The organism is uncultured Serinicoccus sp. (genome assembly GCF_947487915.1).
Taxonomy (GTDB): domain Bacteria; phylum Actinomycetota; class Actinomycetes; order Actinomycetales; family Dermatophilaceae; genus Ornithinicoccus.
The window spans coordinates 1-19,698 of the sequence record NZ_CANKYH010000010.1 but is presented as its reverse complement, the minus strand read 5'-3'; the positions used below and the strand labels follow the sequence as shown (position 1 = coordinate 19,698).

Genomic DNA, 19,698 nt, shown 5'->3' with positions numbered 1-19,698 from the left:
AGGAGAACCCTGATGGACCCCATCAACGTCATCGTCTGGGCCGTCGTCCTCCTGCTCGCGCTGTTCGTCGTCGTGGCCGTGGCCAGGGCGATCAGGATCGTGCCGCAGGCGACGAGCGTCATCGTGGAGCGGCTCGGCAAGTACGACCGGACCCTCGACGCCGGCCTGCACTTCCTCGTGCCCTTCGTCGACCGGCCCCGCTCGGTCGTCGACCTGCGCGAGCAGGTCGTGAGCTTCCCGCCGCAGCCGGTCATCACCAGCGACAACCTCGTCGTCTCGATCGACACGGTCATCTACTTCCAGCCGACCGACCCCAAGGCCGCGACCTACGAGATCGCCAACTACATCCAGGGCATCGAGCAGCTCACCGTGACCACGCTGCGCAACGTCATCGGCTCCCTCGACCTGGAGCAGACGCTGACCAGCCGCGACATGATCAACGGCCAGCTGCGCGGGGTGCTCGACGAGGCCACCGGACGCTGGGGCATCCGGGTCAACCGGGTCGAGCTCAAGGCGATCGACCCGCCCGCCAGCGTGCAGGACTCGATGGAGAAGCAGATGCGCGCCGAGCGTGACCGGCGCGCGGCGATCCTCAACGCCGAGGGCGTCAAGGGCAGCCAGATCCTCACCGCCGAGGGCGAGAAGCAGGCCCAGATCCTGCGGGCCGAGGGTGCGGCCCAGTCGGCGATCCTGGAGTCCCAGGGTGAGGCCCGGGCGATCCTGCAGGTCTTCGACGCCATCCACAAGGGCAACCCGGACAGCAAGCTGCTGGCCTACCAGTACCTCCAGATGCTGCCCGAGATCGCCAAGGGCGACTCCAACCAGATGTGGGTCGTCCCGACCGAGCTCACCGCCGCCCTCTCGGGGATCGGCAACGCGCTCGGCGGCGGCAAGGGCCCGGACACCGCGGGCCTGGACGCCCCGTCGAGCGGGATCAGCTCCGAGGTCGGTGACATCGACCTCGGGGTGGACGCCCCGATGCTGGAGGACCCCCGCGAGGCGCTTCGCCGCGCCCGCGAGGAGGCCGAGGGCGCGACCCGCGACGCGGAGCTCTCGACCCGCAAGCGCTCCAAGCAGGACGCGGACGCCGCCATCGCCGAGGCCGCCGACAAGGCCCGGCGCGCGGCGGCGCCGGGTGGGGACACCGACCGGTCCGAGGAGCAGGGCCAGCTCGAGGAGCTGCAGCAGCCCGAGCAGGTCGCGCCCGACCTGGGCCAGCAGGCCGACGCCGCACCGGAGCAGGCCCCGGCCGACGCGCCGCACGAGCGTGACGCCCAGCCGTGGGACCGCCCCGAGGGCGAGGGCCAGCCCTGGAAGAGGGACGACCAGAGCTGACGCCCGCCGCCTGAGGAACCGCACGAGCGGGGCGCGACACCACGGTGTCGTGCCCCGCTCGTAGTGTGTCCACCATGTGGATCCGCGACGTGCGCCCCTGGGGCGGCCCGGCCAGTGACGTCCGACTGGAGGGCGAGCTGGTCGCCGAGGTCGCTCCTCGCCGGACCGAGGAGGTCGGCCAGCACGCGGGTGCCGGGTCCCCCGGGACCCCGGGCGAGGAGGAGCTCGAGGGCCGGGGCCGGCTGCTGCTGCCCGCCTTCTCCGACGTCCACGTGCACCTCGACTCGACCCGGCTCGGGCTGCCCTTCCGGCCGCACACCGGTGGCCCCGGGGTGTGGACGATGATGCTCAACGACCGGGCGCACTGGCGGGACGCCGAGGTCGGCGTCACCGAGCGGGCGGCGCACACGCTGGGCCTCATGGTCGCCCGCGGGGCCACCCGGGTGCGGTCGTTCGCGCAGGTCGACGTGGACTGCGGGCTGGAGCGGCTGGAGGCGGTCCTCGCGGCTCGCGAGACCCACCGCGACCGTGCCGAGGTGCAGGTCATCGCCTTCCCGCAGGCCGGGCTGCTGCGTGAGGAGGGGTCGGCCCGGGTGCTCGAGGACGCCCTGCGCGCGGGCGCCGACGTCGTCGGCGGCATCGACCCGTGCAGCCTGGACCGCGACCCGGTCCGGCACCTCGACCTCGTCTTCGACCTGGCCCAGCGGTATGCCGTGCCCGTCGACATCCACCTGCACGAGCCCGGCGACCTGGGCCGGTTCTCCGCCGACCTGATCTGCGAGCGCACGCAGGCCCTGGGGATGCAGGGGGACGTGCTCATCTCGCACGGCTACGGTCTCTGGGACGGCACCGAGTCGCAGACGCAGGGCCTCATCGAGCGTCTGGCCGAGCTCGACATCGCCACGGCCACGGTCGCGCCGGGCGGGCGGCAGACGCTGCCGCTCGCCCAGCTCGCCAGTGCCGGCGTCCGGGTCGGGCTCGGCCAGGACGGCCAGCGTGACTACTGGTCGCCCTACGGCAACGGCGACATGCTCGACCGCACCTGGCAGCTCGCCTTCACCCACGGCTTCCGGGCCGACGAGCTGGTCGAGCACGCGCTGGCGGTGGCCACCCGCGGGGGCGCCAGCATCATGGACCGCGACCTGCCCCGGCTGGCGGGCACCGCCGACCGGCCGGGCCTGGCCCCGGGCGACCGGGCCGACCTGGTGCTGGTGGCCGGGGAGACCCCGACCTCGGCGGTGATGGACCGGCCGGAGGACCGCACCGTCCTGCACCGCGGGCGGGTCGTCGCCGACGGGCTCACCCTGACCTGACCCCTGCCCCCGGGTCTATGAGGGGACGCCGGCCCGGCCCAGCAGGGGTCTGGGCCCAGCCGCCTCACCGACGGCGCAGGACCACCGACTCCCAGCCCGGCAGGGTCCGGTCGCCCAGCACGCCGGCTGCCCCCACCGAGGTGGCGAGCACCACCTCGGCCGCGCCCCACCCCTGCAGCAGCTCGGGCGGGACGACGACGGGCTGTCGGGTGAAGGAGGCGAGGGTGAGCATCGAGACGCCGTCGAGCTCGCGCTCGAAGGCCCACAGGTCGGGGTGGTCCATCGCCAGCGGGCGCACCGTCCCGCGGGCGATCACCTCCTCGTCGTGGCGCAGGGCGACCAGCGCGCGGTGGTGCTCCAGCACCGACCCGGCCGTCCCCGTCTGCGCGGCCGCGTTGATCTGCGCGGCGTTGGGGTTGATATCGATCCACGGCTCCCCGCTGGTGAAGCCCGCGCCGGGTGCGTCGGTCCACTGGACGGGCGTGCGGGCGTTGTCCCGCCCCACCGCGCGGATGCCCTCCAGCAGGTCCTCGACCGGCCTGCCCGCCGCTTCCTGCTCCGCGACGTAGTTGAGCGCCTCGATGTCGCGCAGCTCGGCGAGCGACGTGAACGGGAGGTTCGTCATACCGAGCTCCTCCCCCTGGTAGACGAACGGCGTCCCGCGCAGCGTGTGCAGCACCGTCGCCAGGGTCTTGGCGGAGCGCTCGCGCCAGTCGGGGTCGTCGTCGCCGAAGCGGCTGACCGCCCGCGGCTGGTCGTGGTTGTCCCAGTAGAGCGAGTTCCAGCCGGTGTCCGCGAGGGCGGTCTGCCAGCCCATGAGGCTCGCCCGCAGCAGCGGCATGGTGATGGGCAGCCGGTCGAACTTCCCGCCCGGGCCGATCCCCAGGTCGACGTGCTCGAACTGGAAGACCATGTCCACCTCCCCCCGGTCGGCGTCGGTGTAGAGGCGCGCCTCCTCGGCGGTGACGCCCGGCATCTCGCCCACGGTGAGGAAGGCCCGGGGGTGGTCGGCGAAGACGCGCTCGCGCATCTGCGCCAGGAACTCGTGCATCCGGGGGCCGTCGGCGACCAGCGCGAAGGCGTCGCCGTCCGGCAGGTCCAGCGGCTTGGAGATGAGGTTGATGACGTCCATCCGGAAGCCGTCGACCCCGCGCTCGAGCCACCAGCGCATCATCGCGTAGACGGCATCCCTGACCTGCGGGTTCTCCCAGTTGAGGTCGGGCTGCTTGCGGCTGAAGAGGTGCAGGTAGTACTCCCCGCTCGCCGCGTCCCACTCCCACGCCGGGCCGGAGAAGAAGGAGCGCCAGTCGTTGGGCTCGGCACCCGGCTCTCCCCCGGTGTGCCCGGGACGCGCCGGACGCCACCAGTACCAGTCCCGCCGCTGCGCCTCCGGGGAGGAACGGCTCTGCTCGAACCACGGGTGCTCGTCGCTGGTGTGGTTGACCACGAGGTCCATGACGAGGCGTATGCCGCGCGCGTGCAGCTGCGCGATGAGCTCGTCGAGGTCGGCGAGCGTGCCGAAGGTGGGGTCGAGGTCCTGGTAGTCGCTGATGTCGTAGCCGTTGTCGTCCTGGGGGCTGCGGTAGACCGGGCTGAGCCAGACCACGTCGACCCCGAGGTGCTCGAGGTGGTCGAGCCGGCCCAGGATGCCCTGCAGGTCACCGATGCCGTCACCGTCACTGTCGGCGAAGCTGCGGGGGTAGATCTGGTAGACGACGGCGGAGGCCCACCAGTCGCGCGGGAGGGGCTCGTCGAGCGGGAGCGGCATACCGCCCACTCTAGGGCGGGGGTCTCAGTCCTGGTCGAGCTGGGCGAGGACCATCCGGGCGATCCGCTCCGGTGGGTTGGCGACGTCGTAGACCGCCCCCCGCTCGTCGGCCTCGAGCGGCTCCAGGGTGTCCAGCTGGGACTCCAGCAGGGACGGCGGCATGAAGTGGTCGCGGGTGCTCATCCGGTCCAGGAGCAGGCCCTTGTCACCGGAGAGGTGGACGAACCACGTGCCCGCGCCGCCCTCGCTGAGGACCTCGCGGTAGGACCGGCGCAGGGCCGAGCAGGTGAGCAACGTGGGGGTGCCGGCGGCGTCGCGCTCGGCGGTCCACGCCGCGAGCGCCTTCAGCCACGGCCAGCGGTCCTCGTCCATGAGCGGCCGCCCGCTGGTCATCTTGTCGACGTTGGCCTGCGGGTGGAAGTCGTCACCCTCGGCGAACTCCCACCCCAGCCGCTCGTGCAGGGCCAGACCGATGGTCGACTTGCCGGTGCCGGAGACCCCCATGATGACGAGGTGGAGGGGCTGTCCGGCGGGGTCGGGCGTGGGGCTCATGGCACGACCACCCACAGCCCGGCGGCGAGGACGAAGATCGCGAGGCCCAGCGTGGTCTCCATCACCGTCCAGGTCCGCAGCGTCGTCTTGACGTCCATCCCGAAGAAGCGGCTGACCAGCCAGAAACCGGAGTCGTTGACGTGCGAGAGCACCGTGGCGCCGGCGGCGATCGCCAGCACCAGGCAGGCGATCTTGAGGTCGGAGAGCCCCTCCGCGACGACGGCGGCGGAGATGAGCCCGGCGGTGGTCGTCAGCGCGACGGTGGCCGAGCCCTGAGCCACCCGCAGCAGGGTGGCGATGAGGAAGGCCGAGACGATGAGGGGCAGGCCCAGGTCGGCCAGGCTTTCCGAGAGGGCCGCTCCGATGCCGGAGTAGCGCAGCACCCCGCCGAACATCCCGCCTGCGCCGGTGATGAGGATGATCGCGCAGATGGGGCCGAGCGCGTCGTTGAGCAGGGTCTCGACGGTCGCGAGCGAGCGGCCCCGGGTGCCGAGGACGTAGGTCGTCACGAGCAGCGTGATGAGCAGCGCCACCGGCGTCTGACCGATGAAGACGAGGGCGTCCAGCGCCACGCTGTCGCCCAGCACCTCCGCCGAGCGCAGCGTCGCGATCCCGGTGTTGAGCGCGATGAGGACGAAGGGCAGGAGCAGGAGTCCGAGCACCAGCCCGAAGGAGGGCGGGGTCACCTCCTCCTCGCCGCGGGCGATGCGCTCGGCGCGCGCGTCGTCGTCGCCGTCGTCGAGGTCCGACGGCTCGCCCGAGACGGTGCCGCGGAGCATGGAGTCGTTGATGGGGACCATGATCTTGCCGGCGTAGGCCGTGGTGAAGAGGTAGACGCCGACGTACCACGCGACGAACGCGACGGGGATGCCGATGAGCATGCTCAGACCGATCGACCCGCCCAGCTCGGTCGCGGCGGTCACCGGGCCGGGGTGCGGCGGCACGATCGCGTGCATGGCCGCGAACGCCCCCGCGGCGGGGAGGGCGTAGAGCAGCACCGAGCCGCCGAAGCGCCGCGCCACCGAGAAGATGATGGGCAGGAAGACCACGAGTCCGGCGTCGAAGAAGATCGGTATGCCGAAGAGCAGGGCCGCGACGCCCAGCGCGAACGGCGCCCGCTTCTCGCCGAAGCCGCCGATGAGGGTGTCGGCGAGCACCTGGGCGCCGCCGGTGACCTCGAGCAGCCGGCCGATCATGGCGCCGAGCCCGACGAGGAGGGCCACCGCGCCCAGGGTGCTGCCGAAGAAGCTGGTCGCGACCCCGGCCAGCTCGCGGAACGGGATGCCCGCGGCCAGCCCGGTGAGGAAGCTGACGGTGATGAGCGCCACGAAGGCGTGCATCCGCAGCTTGATGATGAGGAAGAGCAGGACCGCGACGGCGACGGCCGCGATGGTGAGGAGCGTGCCCGCTCCGTAGACGGGATCCATCGGTTCCATGGGCATCTCCCCGGGGTCGACATCGGTGGCGTCGGCCCACCGTAGCCGTGCCCCCGGCGCGGGGCGAGGAGGAACGCCCCGCGCGAGCGCCGGGGCCTGGTCAGACCAGGTCGACCCAACCTTCCCCGGCCGTGCCGGGGACCGGCTCGGCCGCCCCTCCCGTGAGCTCGGCCAGCAGGTCGGGCACGGTGTCGGCCCGGTCGACCGGCACCTGCAGCCGCAGCGTCACCTGCGGGCCGTAGCGGGTGTCCGCGATGTGCACGCCGCGGGCACGCAGGTCGTGCTCCAGGCGCCCCGCCACCTCGTGCCCCACCCGCACGTCCACCTCGCTCACCCGGGCCCGGGTGAGCAGCCGAGCCTCGTCCAGGGCGAGACGGACCGCACCGGAGTAGGCGCGCACCAGCCCGCCGGTGCCGAGCCTGGTGCCGCCGAACCAGCGCGAGACGACGGCGACCACGTCGGTCACCCCCGCGTGGGTGAGCGTCTCGAGCATCGGCATACCGGCGGTGCCTGCCGGCTCGCCGTCGTCGTTGCTGCGCACCGTCGCCCCGTCCGGGCCGAGGACGAAGGCCGAGCAGTGGTGCCCGGCGTCCCACAGGGTGGAGCGGGCCTCCTCGACCACGGCGCGTGCCGCGTCCTCGTCGTCGACCCGGCGCAGCCAGCACTCGAAGACCGAGCGCCGCTCCTCGGTGCGCGCGGTGACGGGCGCGGCGAGGGTGCGGCAGGTCGTCGGCTCCACCCGGGCAGGGTATGCCGTGCAGGTGCGCCACCTAGACTCGACCGCATGTCTGCGACGCGCCGTACCACCGCCCTGCTCGCGGCCCTGGCCCTGGTCGCCCTGCCGCTGCCGGCCCAGGCCCACGACGAGCTCACCGGTACCGAGCCGGAGGGCGGCGCGACGGTCGAGGCGGGCGAGCTCGAGGAGCTGACCCTGACCTTCAGCGGCGACATCGCCGAGGTCGGTGCCGCCGTCACCGTGACCGACCCCGACGGCGGGTCCGCGCTGGAGGGAGAGCCGGAGGTCGAGGGCAGCGAGATGACCCAGGACCTGGTGGATGACCTCGCGGACGGCGACTACGCCGTCGCGTGGCGGGTGACCAGCGAGGACGGGCACCCCATCTCCGGCGAGTTCGCCTTCACCGTGACCGGCGCCGAGGAGGTCACCGAGGAGGCGTCACCGGCCCCCACCCCCACCGAGGAGCCGTCGCAGGAGACCTCCCAGGAGGCCCAGCCCGAGGAGTCCTCGACCGAGCCGGAGGCCGAGGAGACGACGCCGGAGCAGGAGCAGGCGACCGACTCCGAGGAGACGGCGACCGCGGACTCCGCGAGCGCCGACTCCTCCTCCGGGCTGCCCGTGTGGGCGTGGGTGCTCCTCGCCGCTGGTGGCGTGGCGGTGCTCGCCCTCATGGCCGCCACCTGGGCGCGCGGACGCCGCTGAGCGCCTGAGCCGATGCGGGCGCCGTGGCCGTCCTGATGTACCGTAGGCCGCACGGAATACACATCCCCGGGCCGGCTCCGCACCTGAGCGATCAGCCAGCGATGCCGCCCCGGCAGACTCGACACAAGGGGGTCACGCCATGGGGCGCGGCCGGGCCAAGGCAAAGCAGATCAAGGTGGCACGGAAGCTGAAGTACTCAGCTCCGGACACCGACCTTTCGGCACTCGAGCGGGAGCTGCACTCCTCGCGAGGCGAGTTCGACTACTCCCCGCCGTCGGACGACGAGGACGACGACGAGCCCGAGGACGACGACGACCCCTACGCCTCCTACGCGGAGGACGACGAGGACGGCGAGTACGGCTCCTGGGCGGCCGGCGGAGAGCGGTGACCACCCGCCCGGGCCCGCATCCGGTCCGTGAGGCCGGTGGCGGGCGACGGGCCAGCCGATGAGCACCCGCAGCCGGCACGAGGCCCGCTGGACCGACGAGCGAGCGACGGCGAGTGGTCGGCTGCCCCGCAACCAGTGGTGGGTCCTGCCCGCCCTGCTGGCCGGGCTGGCGCTCGTCCTCTTCGTCGCCTGGCGGATCTACAACGGTGTCGACACGGTGACCTACGAGGTGCGCCAGTGCCAGGAGCCGCTCACCGAGGACGCCTCCTGGAGTGAGGTGCAGGCAGCGGCGTGCGACCCCGTCGACACGTCCGCCCTGCCCTCGGTGGTGCTCATGCGCGGCGAGGAGCCCGTCGAGCCGGACCGGACCGAGGGTGCGGTGCTCGCCTGGGACGGCTGGGCGGTCAACTCCCCCGAGCACAGCGTGCAGATCCGCCTCGAGGACCCGGCGGAGAGCATCGTCATCGCGGAGCCGACCACCGAGCGGCTGCGCACCGAGCTCACTCCCGACGCGGCCGACATCCGGTGGGGCGGCTTCATCGGCGGACGTGGTCCCACGGAGTACTGGGTCCTCATCACTCCCGCCGCCCCCTGAGCCCGCGCGGGACGCGCGTCAGGAGCACACCGGACGCGCGGAAGTTCACCGGGCTCAGCGCCGGTAGTCCCCCACGACCCGCACCGCGCCGCCGTCGACCCCCTTGGCTCCTTGCACCACGTCCGGACCGGCCGCGTCCTCCCCCGCCACCTCGACGGTCCCCACCGGCCAGGTCGGTATGCCGTTCTCCCCCAGCAGCGCGACCGCCCGGTCGGCCTCCGAGGGAGCCACCACGGCCACGAACCCCACCCCCATGTTCAGCGTCTGCTCCAGGTCGGCCAGCGGCACCCGCCCCAGCTCTTGCACCAGCGTGAAGATCGGCGACAGCTGCCACGCCCGTTCCACCGTCGCCAGCATCCCCGGCGGCAGCACCCGCGCCAGGTTGGCAGCCAGCCCGCCACCGGTGACGTGCGACAGGACGTGCAGGTCCGGCCCCAGCGCGCCGACCAGCTCGAGCAGCGGCCGGGTGTAGATGCGGGTCGGCTCCAGACACTCCTCCCCCAGGGTCCGCCCGAGCTCGGGCACGTCCCGGTCCCAGCCCCACCCTGCGGCGGCGACGACGCGGCGCACCAGGGAGTAGCCGTTGCTGTGCAGGCCCGAGCTCGCCAGCGCCAGTACCACGTCCCCCGCGGCGACCCGCTGCGGACCCAGCACCGCGTCGTGCTCGACGACACCCGTCGCGGCCCCGGCGACGTCATACTCGTGCGGGTCGAGCAGACCGGGGTGCTCGGCCGTCTCGCCGCCCACCAGGGCGACGCCCGCCAGCTCGCAGCCGCGGGCGATGCCTGAGACGATCGCGGCGATGCGCTCGGGCACCACCCTGCCGCAGGCGATGTAGTCGGTCATGAACAGCGGCTCGGCACCGCTCACGACGATGTCGTCGACGACCATGCCGACGAGGTCCTGGCCGATGGTGTCGTGGACGTCCATCGCCTGCGCGACCGCGACCTTGGTGCCGACCCCGTCGGTCGAGGTCGCCAGGACGGGGCGCCGCATCCCCTGCAGCGCCGACGCGTCGAACATCCCCGCGAAGCCTCCCAGCCCACCGAGGACCTCCGGGCGCTGGGCCCGTCGGACCGACTCCTTCATCAGCTCGACGGCGCGGTCGCCGGCGTGCACGTCGACGCCCGCGCTGGCATAGGTGATCGGCTGGTCGCTCATCGCGGGTTCCCTCGGGCGTGGCGGCGGGTGGGCACCCCCAGGGTATGCCGAACGGCACGTCGTCGACGCCGCGCCCGTCGCCGACGTCGTCCCTCGTCAGGTGATCCTGGTCAGGTGCGCCTCCGGGACGCCAGGGCTCAGCCGTGCGCGTGCCGGAAGCCGGCGCGCTCGGCGGTCTCCCCGTCCACGAAGCACTCGTGCGCCTCGGCGTCGTAGCCCTCCTCGTCCGGCAGGACGAAGGTCATGGTGTCGTGCCAGGCCTTGACCGGGTGGCCCTCCGGGGCGGCCCCGTCGGCGCGGGGAGCCGCCGAGCCCCACCCGTGGCCACCGTCGCGGATCTCCTCCTCCGAGCTGCCGTCGTCCGCGCCACCCTCGACCGCGCCGCCCTCGGCCGTGGTCGACGACCCCGTGGCGGCGAGCAGGCTCCGGTCGGTCTCGAGCTCCTGCGGGCCGTCCTCGTCGGCGGTCCAGTCGCCGGGCTGACGGAACTCCTCGCCGGCGTCCACGTCGTGGTCGGCCGGGTCGTGCTCGCGGGCGAACTCCTCCTGCCGCCGACGGGTCTCCTCCTCGGACTCCTCCCGAGGGTCACCGCTGGCGTCGTCCGCGTCGGTCTCGCTGCCAGGCGCCTGGTCGTTGGTCGCCGTGGCGTCCTCCGCGTCGGTCTCGCCGGCGTCGTCCGCGTCGGTCTCGCTGCCAGGCGCCTGGTCGTCGATGTCGTGGGGCTCGGCCGCGGCCTGTTCCTCGTGGGCCGTGGCCCGCTCGTCGTCGGGCTCCGCCATGGTCTGGTCGTCCTGCTCGCTCATCTCGCCTCCGCATCCCGGGTCCCGCCGACCCGTCGCCACGGACGCTAGACCCGCTCGCCCCGGCCCGCGCGGTGAAGTGCCCTTCCCGCGCGCCGACGCAGCCTGTGCACGCCTAGGCAGCCTGTGCACACGGTAGAACCTCTGCACAGGCTGCATCAGCGTGCACAGGTATGCCTGGGGCTGGTGTGGCGGGTCAGGGGCGGCGGACGGCGTCCGAACCGCCGGCGCCGGCCGTGACGCTCACGTTGTCCATGTCGCGCGCTCCCGCGGGGACGTGGTCCCTGTCGCGGACGTGGTCCAGGTCGCGCGCTCCCGCGGGGGCGTGGTCCCTGTCGCGCACGTCACGGGCGCGGTCCACGTCGAGGGTGCCGACGTCGGTGGGATCAGCCCCCTGGGTGTCGACCGGGAACTGCAGCTCCAGGACGTCCTTGCCGAGCTGGTCCTCGCGCGGCAGCTCGATCGGGTAGTCCCCGGTGAAGCAGGCGGTGCACAGGGAGGAACGGGGCTGCTCGGTGGCCGCCACCATGCCCTCGGTGGAGATGTAGCCCAGGGAGTCCGCGCGCAGCGAGGCACAGATGTCGGCGGTCTCCAGCCCGGTCGCGATGAGCTCGGCCCGGGTGGCGAAGTCGATGCCGTAGAAGCAGGGCCAGCGCACCGGCGGTGAGGAGATCCGCACGTGCACCTCGGCGGCCCCGGCCTCCCGGAGCATGCGCACGAGCGCCCGCTGGGTGTTGCCGCGCACGATGGAGTCGTCCACCACGACGAGCCGCTTGCCCTTGATGACGTCGCGCAGGGGGTTCAGCTTGAGCCGGATGCCGAGCTGGCGGATGGTCTGGCTGGGGGCGATGAAGGTGCGGCCCACATAGGCGTTCTTGACCAGCCCCTGGCCGTAGGGGATGCCCGACTCCTGCGCGTAGCCGATGGCGGCCGGCGTCCCCGACTCGGGGGTCGGCATCACCATGTCGGCCTCGACGGGGTGCTCGCGCGCCAGCTGGCGGCCCATCTCGACCCGGGAGTCGTAGACCTCCCGCCCGGCGATCGTGGTGTCGGGCCGTGCGAGGTAGACCCACTCGAAGACGCAGCGTCGGGGCGCCGCCTCGGCGAACCGGCGCGAGCGCAGACCGTTGTGGTCGATGGCGATGAGCTCCCCCGGCTCGACCTCCCGCACGACCGAGGCCCCGACGATGTCCAGACCCGCGGTCTCGGAGGCGACCACCCACCCGCGCTCCAGCCGGCCCAGCACCAGGGGGCGGACCGCCTGGGGGTCGCGGGCGGCATACAGGGTGCCCTCGTCGCAGAAGACCAGGGAGAAGGCGCCGCGCAGCTGCGGCAGCACCCGCATGGCCGCCTCCTCCAGCGACAGGTCCGGGTCGGCGGTCAGCATCCCGGTGACGATGGCGGTGTCCGTGGTGTTGCCGCGCCCGACCTCCCCGGTCGAGCGCGCCAGGTCCCCGCCCAGCATCTCGCGCAGCACGTCCCGCAGCTCGGAGGTGTTGATGAGGTTGCCGTTGTGGGCCAGCGCCACGGTCCCCTCCGCGGTGCCGCCGAGCGTCGGCTGGGCGTTCTGCCAGGAGTTGCGCCCGGTGGTGGAGTAGCGGCAGTGCCCGACCGCCAGGTGGCCCTGGAGGGAGGCCAGCGCCGACTCGTCGAAGACCTGGCTGACGAGGCCGACGTCCTTGTAGACCACCAGCCGCTGCCCGTCGCTGGTCGCGATCCCGGCCGCCTCCTGCCCGCGGTGCTGCAGGGCGTAGAGGCCGTAGTAGGTGAGCTTGGCGACCTCCTCGCCGGGCGCCCACACCCCGAAGACGCCGCAGGCGTCCTGGGGCAGACGCTCCTCGGGCAGGAGGTCGTGCGAGAGCCGTCCGTCAGCGCGAGCCACGGCCCCATGGTCCCACAGTCCACGCGCCGGGCGCACCGCCCGCCGGACCGGGACGGGAGCTCAGGAGCCCAGCCGCGGGCGGTCGGCGATGAGGTAGGCCAGGGCTCCGACGGCGAAGCCCGCACCGCCACCGATGAGGATGAAGAGCAGGTACTCCTCCAGGCCGTTGACGTAGGGCACGTCCCGACCGAGGGCCGCCACGAGCACCGCGATGACCGCCCCGACGACCGCGCCGGTCGCCAGGAAGCGCACCAGGTCGGGGCGACGCTGCTCCATGGGCGCGGGCCAGTCAGTCGCGCGCGGCGCGACGGTCGAGGGCGAGGTAGACGATCGCGGCGGCGAGCCCGACGAAGACGGCACCGGTGGCGCCCAGGAGGATGACCTCCTGGCCGGCGCTGCTGCCGGGGGCATCCGGCCCCAGCAGGGAGGTCACGGCTCCGACGACGAAGCCGATGAGCGCGCCGACGACGAGGAAGCGGCTCAGCCGGGGCCGGCGCCGCACCGGCAGCCGGGTGGGTTCGTCCGTGGGGTCCGCAGGGTCCGAGGGTGGCACCCGTCCAGTATCCGTCAGGACGCGGACCGGCGCGGCAACCGGGTGGCTGCCGCGCCGGTGACCCGTCACGAGGACGAGGCGGGATGCCTCACTCCTGCCCGATGTTGCGGTCGGTCAGCCCACCGGTGGACCGGACCGCCGGGTCGGCCAGGCCGCCGACGAGACCGAGCAGCTGCGTCTCGACGGTGTCGTGCACCGCCAGCTCCCCACCGACGACGGTGATGAGCGGGAACGAGAAGCCGGTCACGAGCCGCTCCACCTCGTCGAGGACCCCGGCCGGCACCGCGTCCGGTCGGGTCAGCGCCACCCCGGCCCCGGTCCGCGCGGCGACGGGCACCGCGGTCAGGCTGTCGGGGAAGTCCTGCCCCGTCGCGACCAGGACCTTGCCCTCCGCCGGGAACTGCTCGAGCACCGCCTCGGCGGTGTCGTAGCGGTCCGGGCCGCTGTAGCGGGTCCACGGCATACCCAGGGAGACGTCGTCGAGCACGTCGTCGGAGAGCACGGTCGTGCCGCCGGCGGCGTAGACGTCGTCGAAGGTCAGCGCGGCCACGGCGCTCGCGGTCTCCGGCGGCACCTCGGCCTGCTTGGTGAGGACCAGCGGGGCCTGGTGGCGGGCGGCCAGGGCGCTGAGCACCAGGGCGTCCGGGAAGTCCTGCCCGGAGGCGACGAAGAGCTCGGCCGAGCTGTCCTGGACCACGCGCTGCGCGATCTCGCCGGCGGTCCCGTAGCGGTCGGGCCCGGACACCCGCTCGACGTCGGCCCCCGGGAGGGCCGCCTGCACGTCGGTGAGGACCTGGCCGCCCACCGCTGCCGGGCCACCGACGACGTAGACGTCGTCGGGCACGAGCCGCAGCAGCTCGTCGAGGGTCGCCGGGGACAGTCCGCCCGGGGTGGTGAGCAGGAGCGGGGCACCGAGCTGTGCGGCCCACGGAGCCGCAGCGAGGGCGTCCGGGTAGGTCCGCGAGGTCGCGATGACCACCGTGTCGGCCATGACGAACTTCTGCTCCGAGAGCATGGCGGCGGTCTCGATCCGGGTCGGCCCGCCGATCCGCTCGACGTCGAAGGTGCACGGGCCGTCGACGTCGTCGGGGAAGAACGGGTCGACGGTCTCGAGGGTGCCGACGACGTCGCCGCCGGCGTCCACGTCGCTGATGACGATGCCGACCCCGGGCGCCCCGGTGCCGTAGAGCCCGACGAAGGAGAGGAACGCGTTGACCTCGCGGGTCGTCCCGACCCCGACCTCGAGGATGCGGCTGTCCTTGAGCGTGCCGTCGTCCCAGACCTCGAACTGGACGCGGTCGAAGCCGCCGATGTCGTCGGTGGTGCCGGTGATGCTGGCCGAGATGGCGTACTCGTTGCGGCTGCAGTCGTCGTTGACGAACTGCACCCCGCTAATCTCGTAGTCGCCGAGCGTGGCGGCGAGGGCCGGGACGGCGCCGGCGAGGACCGTGGTGCCGAGCGCCAGCGCCGTCCCTGTCGCGAGCCCTGCCCTGCGCAGGGGTCTGGTGGTGGGGGTCATGCGGGTCTCCTTCGGGAGCCGGCCGTCACGGGCCGGTGACGCCAGGAGGCCCCTCGCCTCCGCCGGGGCGTCGGGGGCTCAGAGCACCCCTGCCCCGCCGGGATACATCGGCGGTGTGCGGCGCCGCCCCTCGGTCAGGTGTGCAGCGCCGCCCCTCGGTCAGGAACGGGAGGCCGCGAGCGCCTCCAGGACGCGCACGTCGGCGCGGTAGGGCGCCTCCGCACGCGGCCAGTGCACCACGACGTCGGTGAACCCGGCCTCCGCGGCGCGGCCGATGCGGTCCTGGACCTCCTCCAGGCTGCCCAGGGCGGGCGACCCCGCGTCCAGGGACAGGTAGCGGTCCAGCGGCCGGGCCCGACCTGCCTCGGCCTCCAGCGCGTCCACGCGCGCGCCGAGCTCGCGCACGCCGCGCCACCAGTCGTCCAGCCCGTCGTCGGCGGCGCCGGGAGGGCCCGTGGTGAGCCAGCCGGCGCCGTGTGACACCGCCAGCCGCATGGCGCGCGGACCGTTGGCGGCGACCACGAAGGGGGTCCGGGGCTGCTGGACGCAGCGCGGGCGGGCGCCCGCCCCGGCCACCGTGAAGAACTCGCCCTCGACCTCGACGTCGTCCTCGGTCAGCAACCGGTCCAGCAGAGGCACGAACTCCTCGAACCGCGCGGTGCGCTCCCCGCGGGTGTGCCGGTCGCCGAGCAGCCGGCTGTCCAGGTCGCCGCCGGCCCCGAGGCCGAGGAGGACGCGCCCCGCACTGAGGTCGTCCAGGGTGGTGACGTCCTTGGCCAGCAGCGCCGGGTGCCGGAAGTTCGGGGAGGCGACGAAGGTGCCGAGCCGGACCCGGTCGGTCACGACGGCGGCCGCCGCGAGGGTCGCGACCGTGGAGTGCCAGGGGGCCTGCGGCAGCCCGGCCCAGACGAGGTGGTCGTAGGTCCAGGCGTGCTCGAACCCCCACTCCTCCACCTGCCGCCACAGCGGCTCGGCCTCCCGCCAGGGGTGCTCGGGCAGGATGCAGACACCGATCCTCATGGGCAGGACGCTAACGCGCGCCGGCCGCCCTCAGCCGACCGGCTCCGGGTCGGGGGCCAGCTCGTGCGCGTCCACCAGCGCCTGCGGGACACCGACGGCGACCATGGCGGTGGCCAGGAGCATCACCACGGGGACGCCGAGCAGCACCGCCGGTATGCCGAAGAGCGCCGCGACCTGCCCGCCCACCAGGGCGCCGAGGGGCATCGCCCCGAAGACCAGCACCCGGGAGGCACCCCCGACCCGTCCCAGCTGGTCCCCGGACACGAGGCGGGGCCGGATGGAGCCGGAGACGACGTTGCCGATCACCCCCAGCGGCCCGGCCGCCAGGAGGAACAGGGCCAGGCCCCACGCCGAGGGCCAGATGAGCAGGGCCAGGTTGAAGACGGCGTTCAGGCCCCAGCACGCGACGAGGACGGACATCTCCGAGAAGCGCTCGATGACCCGGCTGGCCACCACGCTGCCCAGCAGGGCGCCGACGGGGAGCGCCACCATGGCGAGGGAGAAGAGCTGGGGTGACAGGCCGCCCTCCGACTCCGGTCCGACGAGCCAGAGGATGAGGACCGCGCTGAGGGCGGTCGAGGCGAAGTTCCACAGCCCCGCGGCGATGGCCAGGGGGCGCAGCACGGGGTGGGTCCACAGGGTGCGCATCCCGGAGGTCAGCTCGGACCACCGCGAGCCCACGCTCTCGACCTCCGGGACCACCGGGGCATACCTCCCGCGCAGCCCGAGGGCGAGGACCAGGACGGCGCCCACCACCACCAGCGCGGAGGAGCCCACGAGCCACGCCGCGCCGAGCGCGACCAGCACCCCGGCGAGCGGCGGGCCGACGAAGCCGTTGCACACCTGCTCCACGGCGAGGAGGCGGGAGTTCGCCCGGCGCAGCGGGCCGGCCGTGCGCCCGACCAGGGCCGGCACCTGTGCCGCGGCGGCGAGGTCGGCGAAGACCTCGGTGACGCCGTAGCCCAGCGCCAGCCCGACCAGCACCCAGATGGTCAGCCGGTCGGACAGCGCGAGGACCCCGGCCGCGCCCAGGAGGGCGGCCCGGACGCCGAGGGCGACCACCATCGTGCGTCGCCGGTCCCACCGGTCCACCAGCACGCCGGCGGGGATGCCGCAGACCAGCCACGGCAGCCACACCGCAGCCGTCAGCACCCCCATGAGCAGGGGTGAGCGGGTCAGGGTCACGGCCAGCAGGGGAACCCCGATCTGGACGACCCCGTCGGCGAGGTTCGCCAGACCGACGGCACCGAGGTGGGCACCGAAGGGTCGCCCCAGGGGCGTGGTGGCGGCGCCGGGCTGGGTCGCCGCGGACCTGGTGGTGGATGCCGTCATGGCCGGTCCCCTATCCTGGGTGCAGAAGATGTTGTGCAAACTAACCTCTGCAAAGGTATCTCTGGACTATGCCGAAGCGCAACCCCTCCCCCCACATCGCCCGTGCCGTCGACGCCGCCACGCTCAAGGCGTTCGCCCACCCGCTGCGGCTGCGGATGTACGACTACCTCAAGGACCACGGCGCGGCGACCGCCTCGATGCTGGCGCGGGCCATGGGCGAGAACACCGGGCAGACCAGCTACCACCTGCGCCAGCTGGAGCGGCACGGGCTGGTCGAGGAGGACACCGCGCGGGGCTCGGCGCGGGAGCGGTGGTGGACCAGCGTCGGCTTCTCCTTCGGCCTGGACGCGGTCGCGCAGGACGACGCCGCGCGCACCGCTGCGCAGACGGTCATGCTCCACCAGATGGAGATGCGCAACGCGCGGGTGCAGGAGTGGATCACCCGGATGGAGTCCGAGGACGAGGCGTGGGCCGGCATCGCCACCTCCAACGAGGCCACGGCCATGCTCACCGTCGAGGAGGCCGACGCCCTCGGCGACGCGATCGCCGCCACGATGACCGAGCACCTGGAGCGGGCGAAGGCCGCGCGGGCCGAGCACGGCGAGGAGGGCGCCCGACGGGTCAAGCTCTACCAGCTGCTCTTCCCGCTGCCGCCGGAGGAGCCCACCGGGGCCTGAGCCCGGCTCAGCGCAGCGGCAGGTATGCCGTGAGGTCGGCCCGTTGCCCCGACGCGCGCACCGCGCCGCTCGCCGTCGCCTCGGCCCAGGTGGTCCGTCCGGTCGCCAGCGCGAGCCACGTCTGCGGGTCGGTCTCGACCACGTTGGTCGGTGTCCCGCGCGTGTGCCGCGGGCCCTCGACGACCTGGGCGGCGGCATACGGCGGGATCCGCACCTCGACCGACCTCCCGGGGGCGCGCTCGACGAGGTCCTCGAGCAGGTAGCGGACAGCGGTGGCCAGCTGGCTGCGGGAGACCTCCGGGGCGCCGCCCGAGCCACCGGCCTGCCCGGCCTCCCAGGCCGCGAGCGCCTGCTCGCCGGCAGCCGGGTCGACCCGGCGGCGGGCGGGCATCAGGTGATCGGGTCCCGCTCGATCGGGCAGGACATGCACCGCGGGCCGCCCCGCCCCCGCCCCAGCTCGGAGCCGGCGATCTCCAGCACCTCCACGCCCTGCTCGCGCAGGTAGGCGTTGGTCACCGTGTTGCGCTGGTAGCCCACGACGACCCCGGGCTCGAGCGCGAGCACGTTGCAGCCGTCGTCCCACTGCTCGCGGGCCGCCGCGCGCGGGTCCTGCTCGGCGGCGAGCACCCGCACCGAGTCCAGCCCGAGGCCGCGCGCGATGACCTGCATCATCTGCTCCGGCTCGTGCCGTTCGATCGCCAGCCGCAGCTCGCCGGTCGAGGCGTCCTGGTCCCCGGCCGTGATGGTCCAGGACGTGAGGTCGGGCAGCCCGAGGTAGCGGGTGAAGGTCTGCTCGTCGAGCATCGTCATCACCGTGTCGAGGTGCATGACCGCGCGCGCCTTGGGCATGTCCAGCGCGACGACCCGCTCGGCCTGGCCGGAGGCGAGCAGCCCGCGGGCCAGGCGCTCGACCCCGGTCGCCGTGGTGCGCTCGGAGAGCCCGACGAGGACCATCCCGTTGCCCGGCACGAGGATGTCCCCGCCCTCCGCCGTCGCGGGGCCGTCGTCGACGCCGTGGCTCCACCACTGCATACCGGCCTCGGCGAACATCGGGTGGTAGCGGTAGATCGCGTCGTAGTGCACGGTCTCCCGGCGACGGGCCTTCTTGTGCATCGAGTTGACGGCCACCCCGCCGTAGGCCCACGCGGAGGTGTCCCGGGTGAAGAGGTGGTTCGGCAGCGGCGCGAGCACCGAGTCGTGCAGGCCGAACTGGTCGATGACCACCGAGCTCGGGCTGCCGATGCGCTCGAGCACCTCGGCCTTGGTGATACCGCCGATGAGGTGGGTGGTGAGCTCGGCGTCGTCCATCCCGTCGAACATCGCGCGCAGGTCCTCGGCCGCCTGGGGGCCGACGTGCCGCTCGTCCAGCGAGTGGGCGAGGACGTGGGCGCGGGCCTCGGGGACGGCCAGCGTCTCGCGCAGCAGGGTGTCGAAGTGGTGCACCGTGACCCCGCGCTCGCGCATGACCTGCACGAAGTAGTCGTGCTCCTCCTGCGCCTTCTCCACCCACAGGATCTCGTCGAAGAGGTAGCGCTCCTTGTTGTCGGGGGTCAGCCGGTGCATCTCCAGCCCGGGCCGGTGCACGATGACCTGACGCAGGCGGCCGACCTCGGATCCGACGTGGAACGGCATGGCGTGTCCTTTCGCAGGGGTGCGGACATCCTGCCACGGGAGAGGGACGGCGCGGGCGCGACGGCAGCAGGGCATGAAGAACCCCTCGCGCACCTGGAAGAGCTCGATTGCCCTTGCTGCATTCCTGCCCTGGGGGAGTTCACCGAGGTACCACCGCACGAGGGGTCCGCCGACCAGTCTAGGTGCTGGGCCGGACCTGACCAAGACGGCCCGGTCGCCCGGGCCTGCCCGGCTGGCGGAGGATGGGGGATTTGAACCCCCGAGGGTTTTATCCCAACACGATTTCCAATCGTGCGC

Annotated in this window: 20 protein-coding genes and 1 other RNA gene; 6 read left to right on the top strand and 15 right to left on the bottom strand. The window is 73.5% G+C overall.

The window, feature by feature from the left end:
* Positions 1 to 12: 12 nt before the first annotated feature.
* Together Q0795_RS14110 and Q0795_RS14105 are read left to right on the top strand one after the other, a co-directional pair.
* Positions 13 to 1,335 (top strand): SPFH domain-containing protein, encoded by a 1,323-nt coding sequence (locus Q0795_RS14110; RefSeq protein WP_298890654.1) that lies wholly within the window; start codon positions 13 to 15, stop codon positions 1,333 to 1,335.
* 74 nt (positions 1,336 to 1,409) lie between these two features.
* Entirely contained in the window at positions 1,410 to 2,648 is a 1,239-nt protein-coding gene (locus Q0795_RS14105) for an amidohydrolase family protein (protein ID WP_298890652.1), read from the top strand.
* Between the two features lie 64 nt (positions 2,649 to 2,712).
* Here Q0795_RS14105 and Q0795_RS14100 read toward each other — a convergent pair whose 3' ends face one another.
* The 4 genes from Q0795_RS14100 to Q0795_RS14085 all read right to left on the bottom strand — a co-directional run bounded on the left by Q0795_RS14100 (position 2,713) and on the right by Q0795_RS14085 (position 7,143).
* Positions 2,713 to 4,416, bottom strand: coding sequence for an alpha-glucosidase (locus tag Q0795_RS14100; protein WP_298890650.1), 1,704 nt, complete (start codon positions 4,414 to 4,416; stop codon positions 2,713 to 2,715).
* 24 nt (positions 4,417 to 4,440) lie between these two features.
* Complete coding sequence (locus Q0795_RS14095; RefSeq protein ID WP_298890647.1) at positions 4,441 to 4,968, bottom strand: gluconokinase; 528 nt, start codon at positions 4,966 to 4,968, stop codon at positions 4,441 to 4,443.
* A complete protein-coding gene (locus Q0795_RS14090; RefSeq protein WP_298890645.1) occupies positions 4,965 to 6,404 on the bottom strand; it encodes a gluconate:H+ symporter in 1,440 nt (479 codons plus the stop codon). Before Q0795_RS14090 ends, Q0795_RS14095 begins: the two co-directional genes overlap by 4 nt.
* 100 nt (positions 6,405 to 6,504) lie before the next feature.
* Positions 6,505 to 7,143, bottom strand: coding sequence for a YigZ family protein (locus tag Q0795_RS14085; protein ID WP_298890643.1), 639 nt, complete (start codon positions 7,141 to 7,143; stop codon positions 6,505 to 6,507).
* 45 nt (positions 7,144 to 7,188) lie between these two features.
* On the opposite strand from Q0795_RS14085, the gene Q0795_RS14080 reads away from it, so the two are divergent.
* The 3 genes from Q0795_RS14080 (at position 7,189) to Q0795_RS14070 (ending at position 8,825) form a co-directional block, all read left to right on the top strand.
* Positions 7,189 to 7,842 (top strand): copper resistance CopC family protein, encoded by a 654-nt coding sequence (locus Q0795_RS14080; protein WP_298890640.1) that lies wholly within the window; start codon positions 7,189 to 7,191, stop codon positions 7,840 to 7,842.
* Between the two features lie 139 nt (positions 7,843 to 7,981).
* Entirely contained in the window at positions 7,982 to 8,230 is a 249-nt protein-coding gene (locus Q0795_RS14075) for a DUF3073 domain-containing protein (protein ID WP_298890638.1), read from the top strand.
* Positions 8,231 to 8,288: 58 nt separating this feature from the next.
* Complete coding sequence (locus Q0795_RS14070) at positions 8,289 to 8,825, top strand: hypothetical protein (RefSeq protein WP_298890637.1); 537 nt, start codon at positions 8,289 to 8,291, stop codon at positions 8,823 to 8,825.
* A gap of 54 nt (positions 8,826 to 8,879) precedes the next feature.
* Here Q0795_RS14070 and purM read toward each other — a convergent pair whose 3' ends face one another.
* The 8 genes from purM to Q0795_RS14030 all read right to left on the bottom strand — a co-directional run bounded on the left by purM (position 8,880) and on the right by Q0795_RS14030 (position 17,092).
* The gene (gene purM / locus Q0795_RS14065; RefSeq protein ID WP_298890635.1) at positions 8,880 to 9,986 is read right to left on the bottom strand and encodes a phosphoribosylformylglycinamidine cyclo-ligase; all 1,107 of its coding nucleotides are present in this window, start codon (positions 9,984 to 9,986) and stop codon (positions 8,880 to 8,882) included.
* A gap of 137 nt (positions 9,987 to 10,123) precedes the next feature.
* Positions 10,124 to 10,789, bottom strand: a complete 666-nt coding sequence (locus tag Q0795_RS14060; protein WP_298890634.1) for a hypothetical protein — start codon at positions 10,787 to 10,789, stop codon at positions 10,124 to 10,126.
* 193 nt (positions 10,790 to 10,982) lie between these two features.
* Complete coding sequence (gene purF, locus Q0795_RS14055) at positions 10,983 to 12,668, bottom strand: amidophosphoribosyltransferase (protein WP_298890632.1); 1,686 nt, start codon at positions 12,666 to 12,668, stop codon at positions 10,983 to 10,985.
* 60 nt (positions 12,669 to 12,728) lie between these two features.
* The gene (locus tag Q0795_RS14050) at positions 12,729 to 12,944 is read right to left on the bottom strand and encodes a hypothetical protein (protein WP_298890631.1); all 216 of its coding nucleotides are present in this window, start codon (positions 12,942 to 12,944) and stop codon (positions 12,729 to 12,731) included.
* Positions 12,945 to 12,957: 13 nt separating this feature from the next.
* Positions 12,958 to 13,221 carry a hypothetical protein gene (locus tag Q0795_RS14045; RefSeq protein ID WP_298890630.1) on the bottom strand — a complete coding sequence of 88 codons (264 nt, stop codon included), beginning with the start codon at positions 13,219 to 13,221 and terminating at the stop codon, positions 12,958 to 12,960.
* Positions 13,222 to 13,309: 88 nt separating this feature from the next.
* Positions 13,310 to 14,740, bottom strand: a complete 1,431-nt coding sequence (locus Q0795_RS14040; RefSeq protein WP_298890629.1) for a cell wall-binding repeat-containing protein — start codon at positions 14,738 to 14,740, stop codon at positions 13,310 to 13,312.
* Positions 14,741 to 14,899: 159 nt separating this feature from the next.
* On the bottom strand, positions 14,900 to 15,760 hold the full coding sequence (locus Q0795_RS14035) for an LLM class flavin-dependent oxidoreductase (RefSeq protein ID WP_298890627.1): 861 nt from the start codon (positions 15,758 to 15,760) through the stop codon (positions 14,900 to 14,902).
* A gap of 30 nt (positions 15,761 to 15,790) precedes the next feature.
* The gene (locus Q0795_RS14030; RefSeq protein WP_298890626.1) at positions 15,791 to 17,092 is read right to left on the bottom strand and encodes an MFS transporter; all 1,302 of its coding nucleotides are present in this window, start codon (positions 17,090 to 17,092) and stop codon (positions 15,791 to 15,793) included.
* A 68-nt stretch (positions 17,093 to 17,160) separates the two neighbouring features.
* On the opposite strand from Q0795_RS14030, the gene Q0795_RS14025 reads away from it, so the two are divergent.
* Complete coding sequence (locus tag Q0795_RS14025; protein ID WP_298890625.1) at positions 17,161 to 17,769, top strand: helix-turn-helix domain-containing protein; 609 nt, start codon at positions 17,161 to 17,163, stop codon at positions 17,767 to 17,769.
* A 7-nt stretch (positions 17,770 to 17,776) separates the two neighbouring features.
* Here Q0795_RS14025 and Q0795_RS14020 read toward each other — a convergent pair whose 3' ends face one another.
* From Q0795_RS14020 to ffs, 3 genes are all read right to left on the bottom strand, one after another.
* Positions 17,777 to 18,160, bottom strand: a complete 384-nt coding sequence (locus tag Q0795_RS14020; RefSeq protein ID WP_298890624.1) for a sterol carrier family protein — start codon at positions 18,158 to 18,160, stop codon at positions 17,777 to 17,779.
* Positions 18,160 to 19,401: an arginine deiminase gene (locus Q0795_RS14015; RefSeq protein ID WP_298890622.1), complete on the bottom strand. Its 1,242-nt coding sequence runs from the start codon at positions 19,399 to 19,401 to the stop codon at positions 18,160 to 18,162. Before Q0795_RS14015 ends, Q0795_RS14020 begins: the two co-directional genes overlap by 1 nt.
* Before the next feature lie 72 nt (positions 19,402 to 19,473).
* Positions 19,474 to 19,572: signal recognition particle sRNA small type (ffs, locus tag Q0795_RS14010), an RNA gene on the bottom strand.
* Positions 19,573 to 19,698: the final 126 nt, after the last annotated feature.

Coding starts and splice junctions, on each gene's coding strand:
- Q0795_RS14110 (WP_298890654.1), top strand. CDS start 13: ATGGACCCCATCAACGTCATCGTCTGGGCCGTCGTCCTCCTGCTCGCG.
- Q0795_RS14105 (WP_298890652.1), top strand. CDS start 1,410: ATGTGGATCCGCGACGTGCGCCCCTGGGGCGGCCCGGCCAGTGACGTC.
- Q0795_RS14100 (WP_298890650.1), bottom strand. CDS start 4,416: ATGCCGCTCCCGCTCGACGAGCCCCTCCCGCGCGACTGGTGGGCCTCC.
- Q0795_RS14095 (WP_298890647.1), bottom strand. CDS start 4,968: ATGAGCCCCACGCCCGACCCCGCCGGACAGCCCCTCCACCTCGTCATC.
- Q0795_RS14090 (WP_298890645.1), bottom strand. CDS start 6,404: ATGGAACCGATGGATCCCGTCTACGGAGCGGGCACGCTCCTCACCATC.
- Q0795_RS14080 (WP_298890640.1), top strand. CDS start 7,189: ATGTCTGCGACGCGCCGTACCACCGCCCTGCTCGCGGCCCTGGCCCTG.
- Q0795_RS14075 (WP_298890638.1), top strand. CDS start 7,982: ATGGGGCGCGGCCGGGCCAAGGCAAAGCAGATCAAGGTGGCACGGAAG.
- Q0795_RS14070 (WP_298890637.1), top strand. CDS start 8,289: ATGAGCACCCGCAGCCGGCACGAGGCCCGCTGGACCGACGAGCGAGCG.
- purM (WP_298890635.1), bottom strand. CDS start 9,986: ATGAGCGACCAGCCGATCACCTATGCCAGCGCGGGCGTCGACGTGCAC.
- Q0795_RS14060 (WP_298890634.1), bottom strand. CDS start 10,789: ATGAGCGAGCAGGACGACCAGACCATGGCGGAGCCCGACGACGAGCGG.
- Q0795_RS14050 (WP_298890631.1), bottom strand. CDS start 12,944: ATGGAGCAGCGTCGCCCCGACCTGGTGCGCTTCCTGGCGACCGGCGCG.
- Q0795_RS14040 (WP_298890629.1), bottom strand. CDS start 14,740: ATGACCCCCACCACCAGACCCCTGCGCAGGGCAGGGCTCGCGACAGGG.
- Q0795_RS14035 (WP_298890627.1), bottom strand. CDS start 15,760: ATGAGGATCGGTGTCTGCATCCTGCCCGAGCACCCCTGGCGGGAGGCC.
- Q0795_RS14030 (WP_298890626.1), bottom strand. CDS start 17,092: ATGACGGCATCCACCACCAGGTCCGCGGCGACCCAGCCCGGCGCCGCC.
- Q0795_RS14025 (WP_298890625.1), top strand. CDS start 17,161: ATGCCGAAGCGCAACCCCTCCCCCCACATCGCCCGTGCCGTCGACGCC.
- Q0795_RS14020 (WP_298890624.1), bottom strand. CDS start 18,160: ATGCCCGCCCGCCGCCGGGTCGACCCGGCTGCCGGCGAGCAGGCGCTC.
- Q0795_RS14015 (WP_298890622.1), bottom strand. CDS start 19,401: ATGCCGTTCCACGTCGGATCCGAGGTCGGCCGCCTGCGTCAGGTCATC.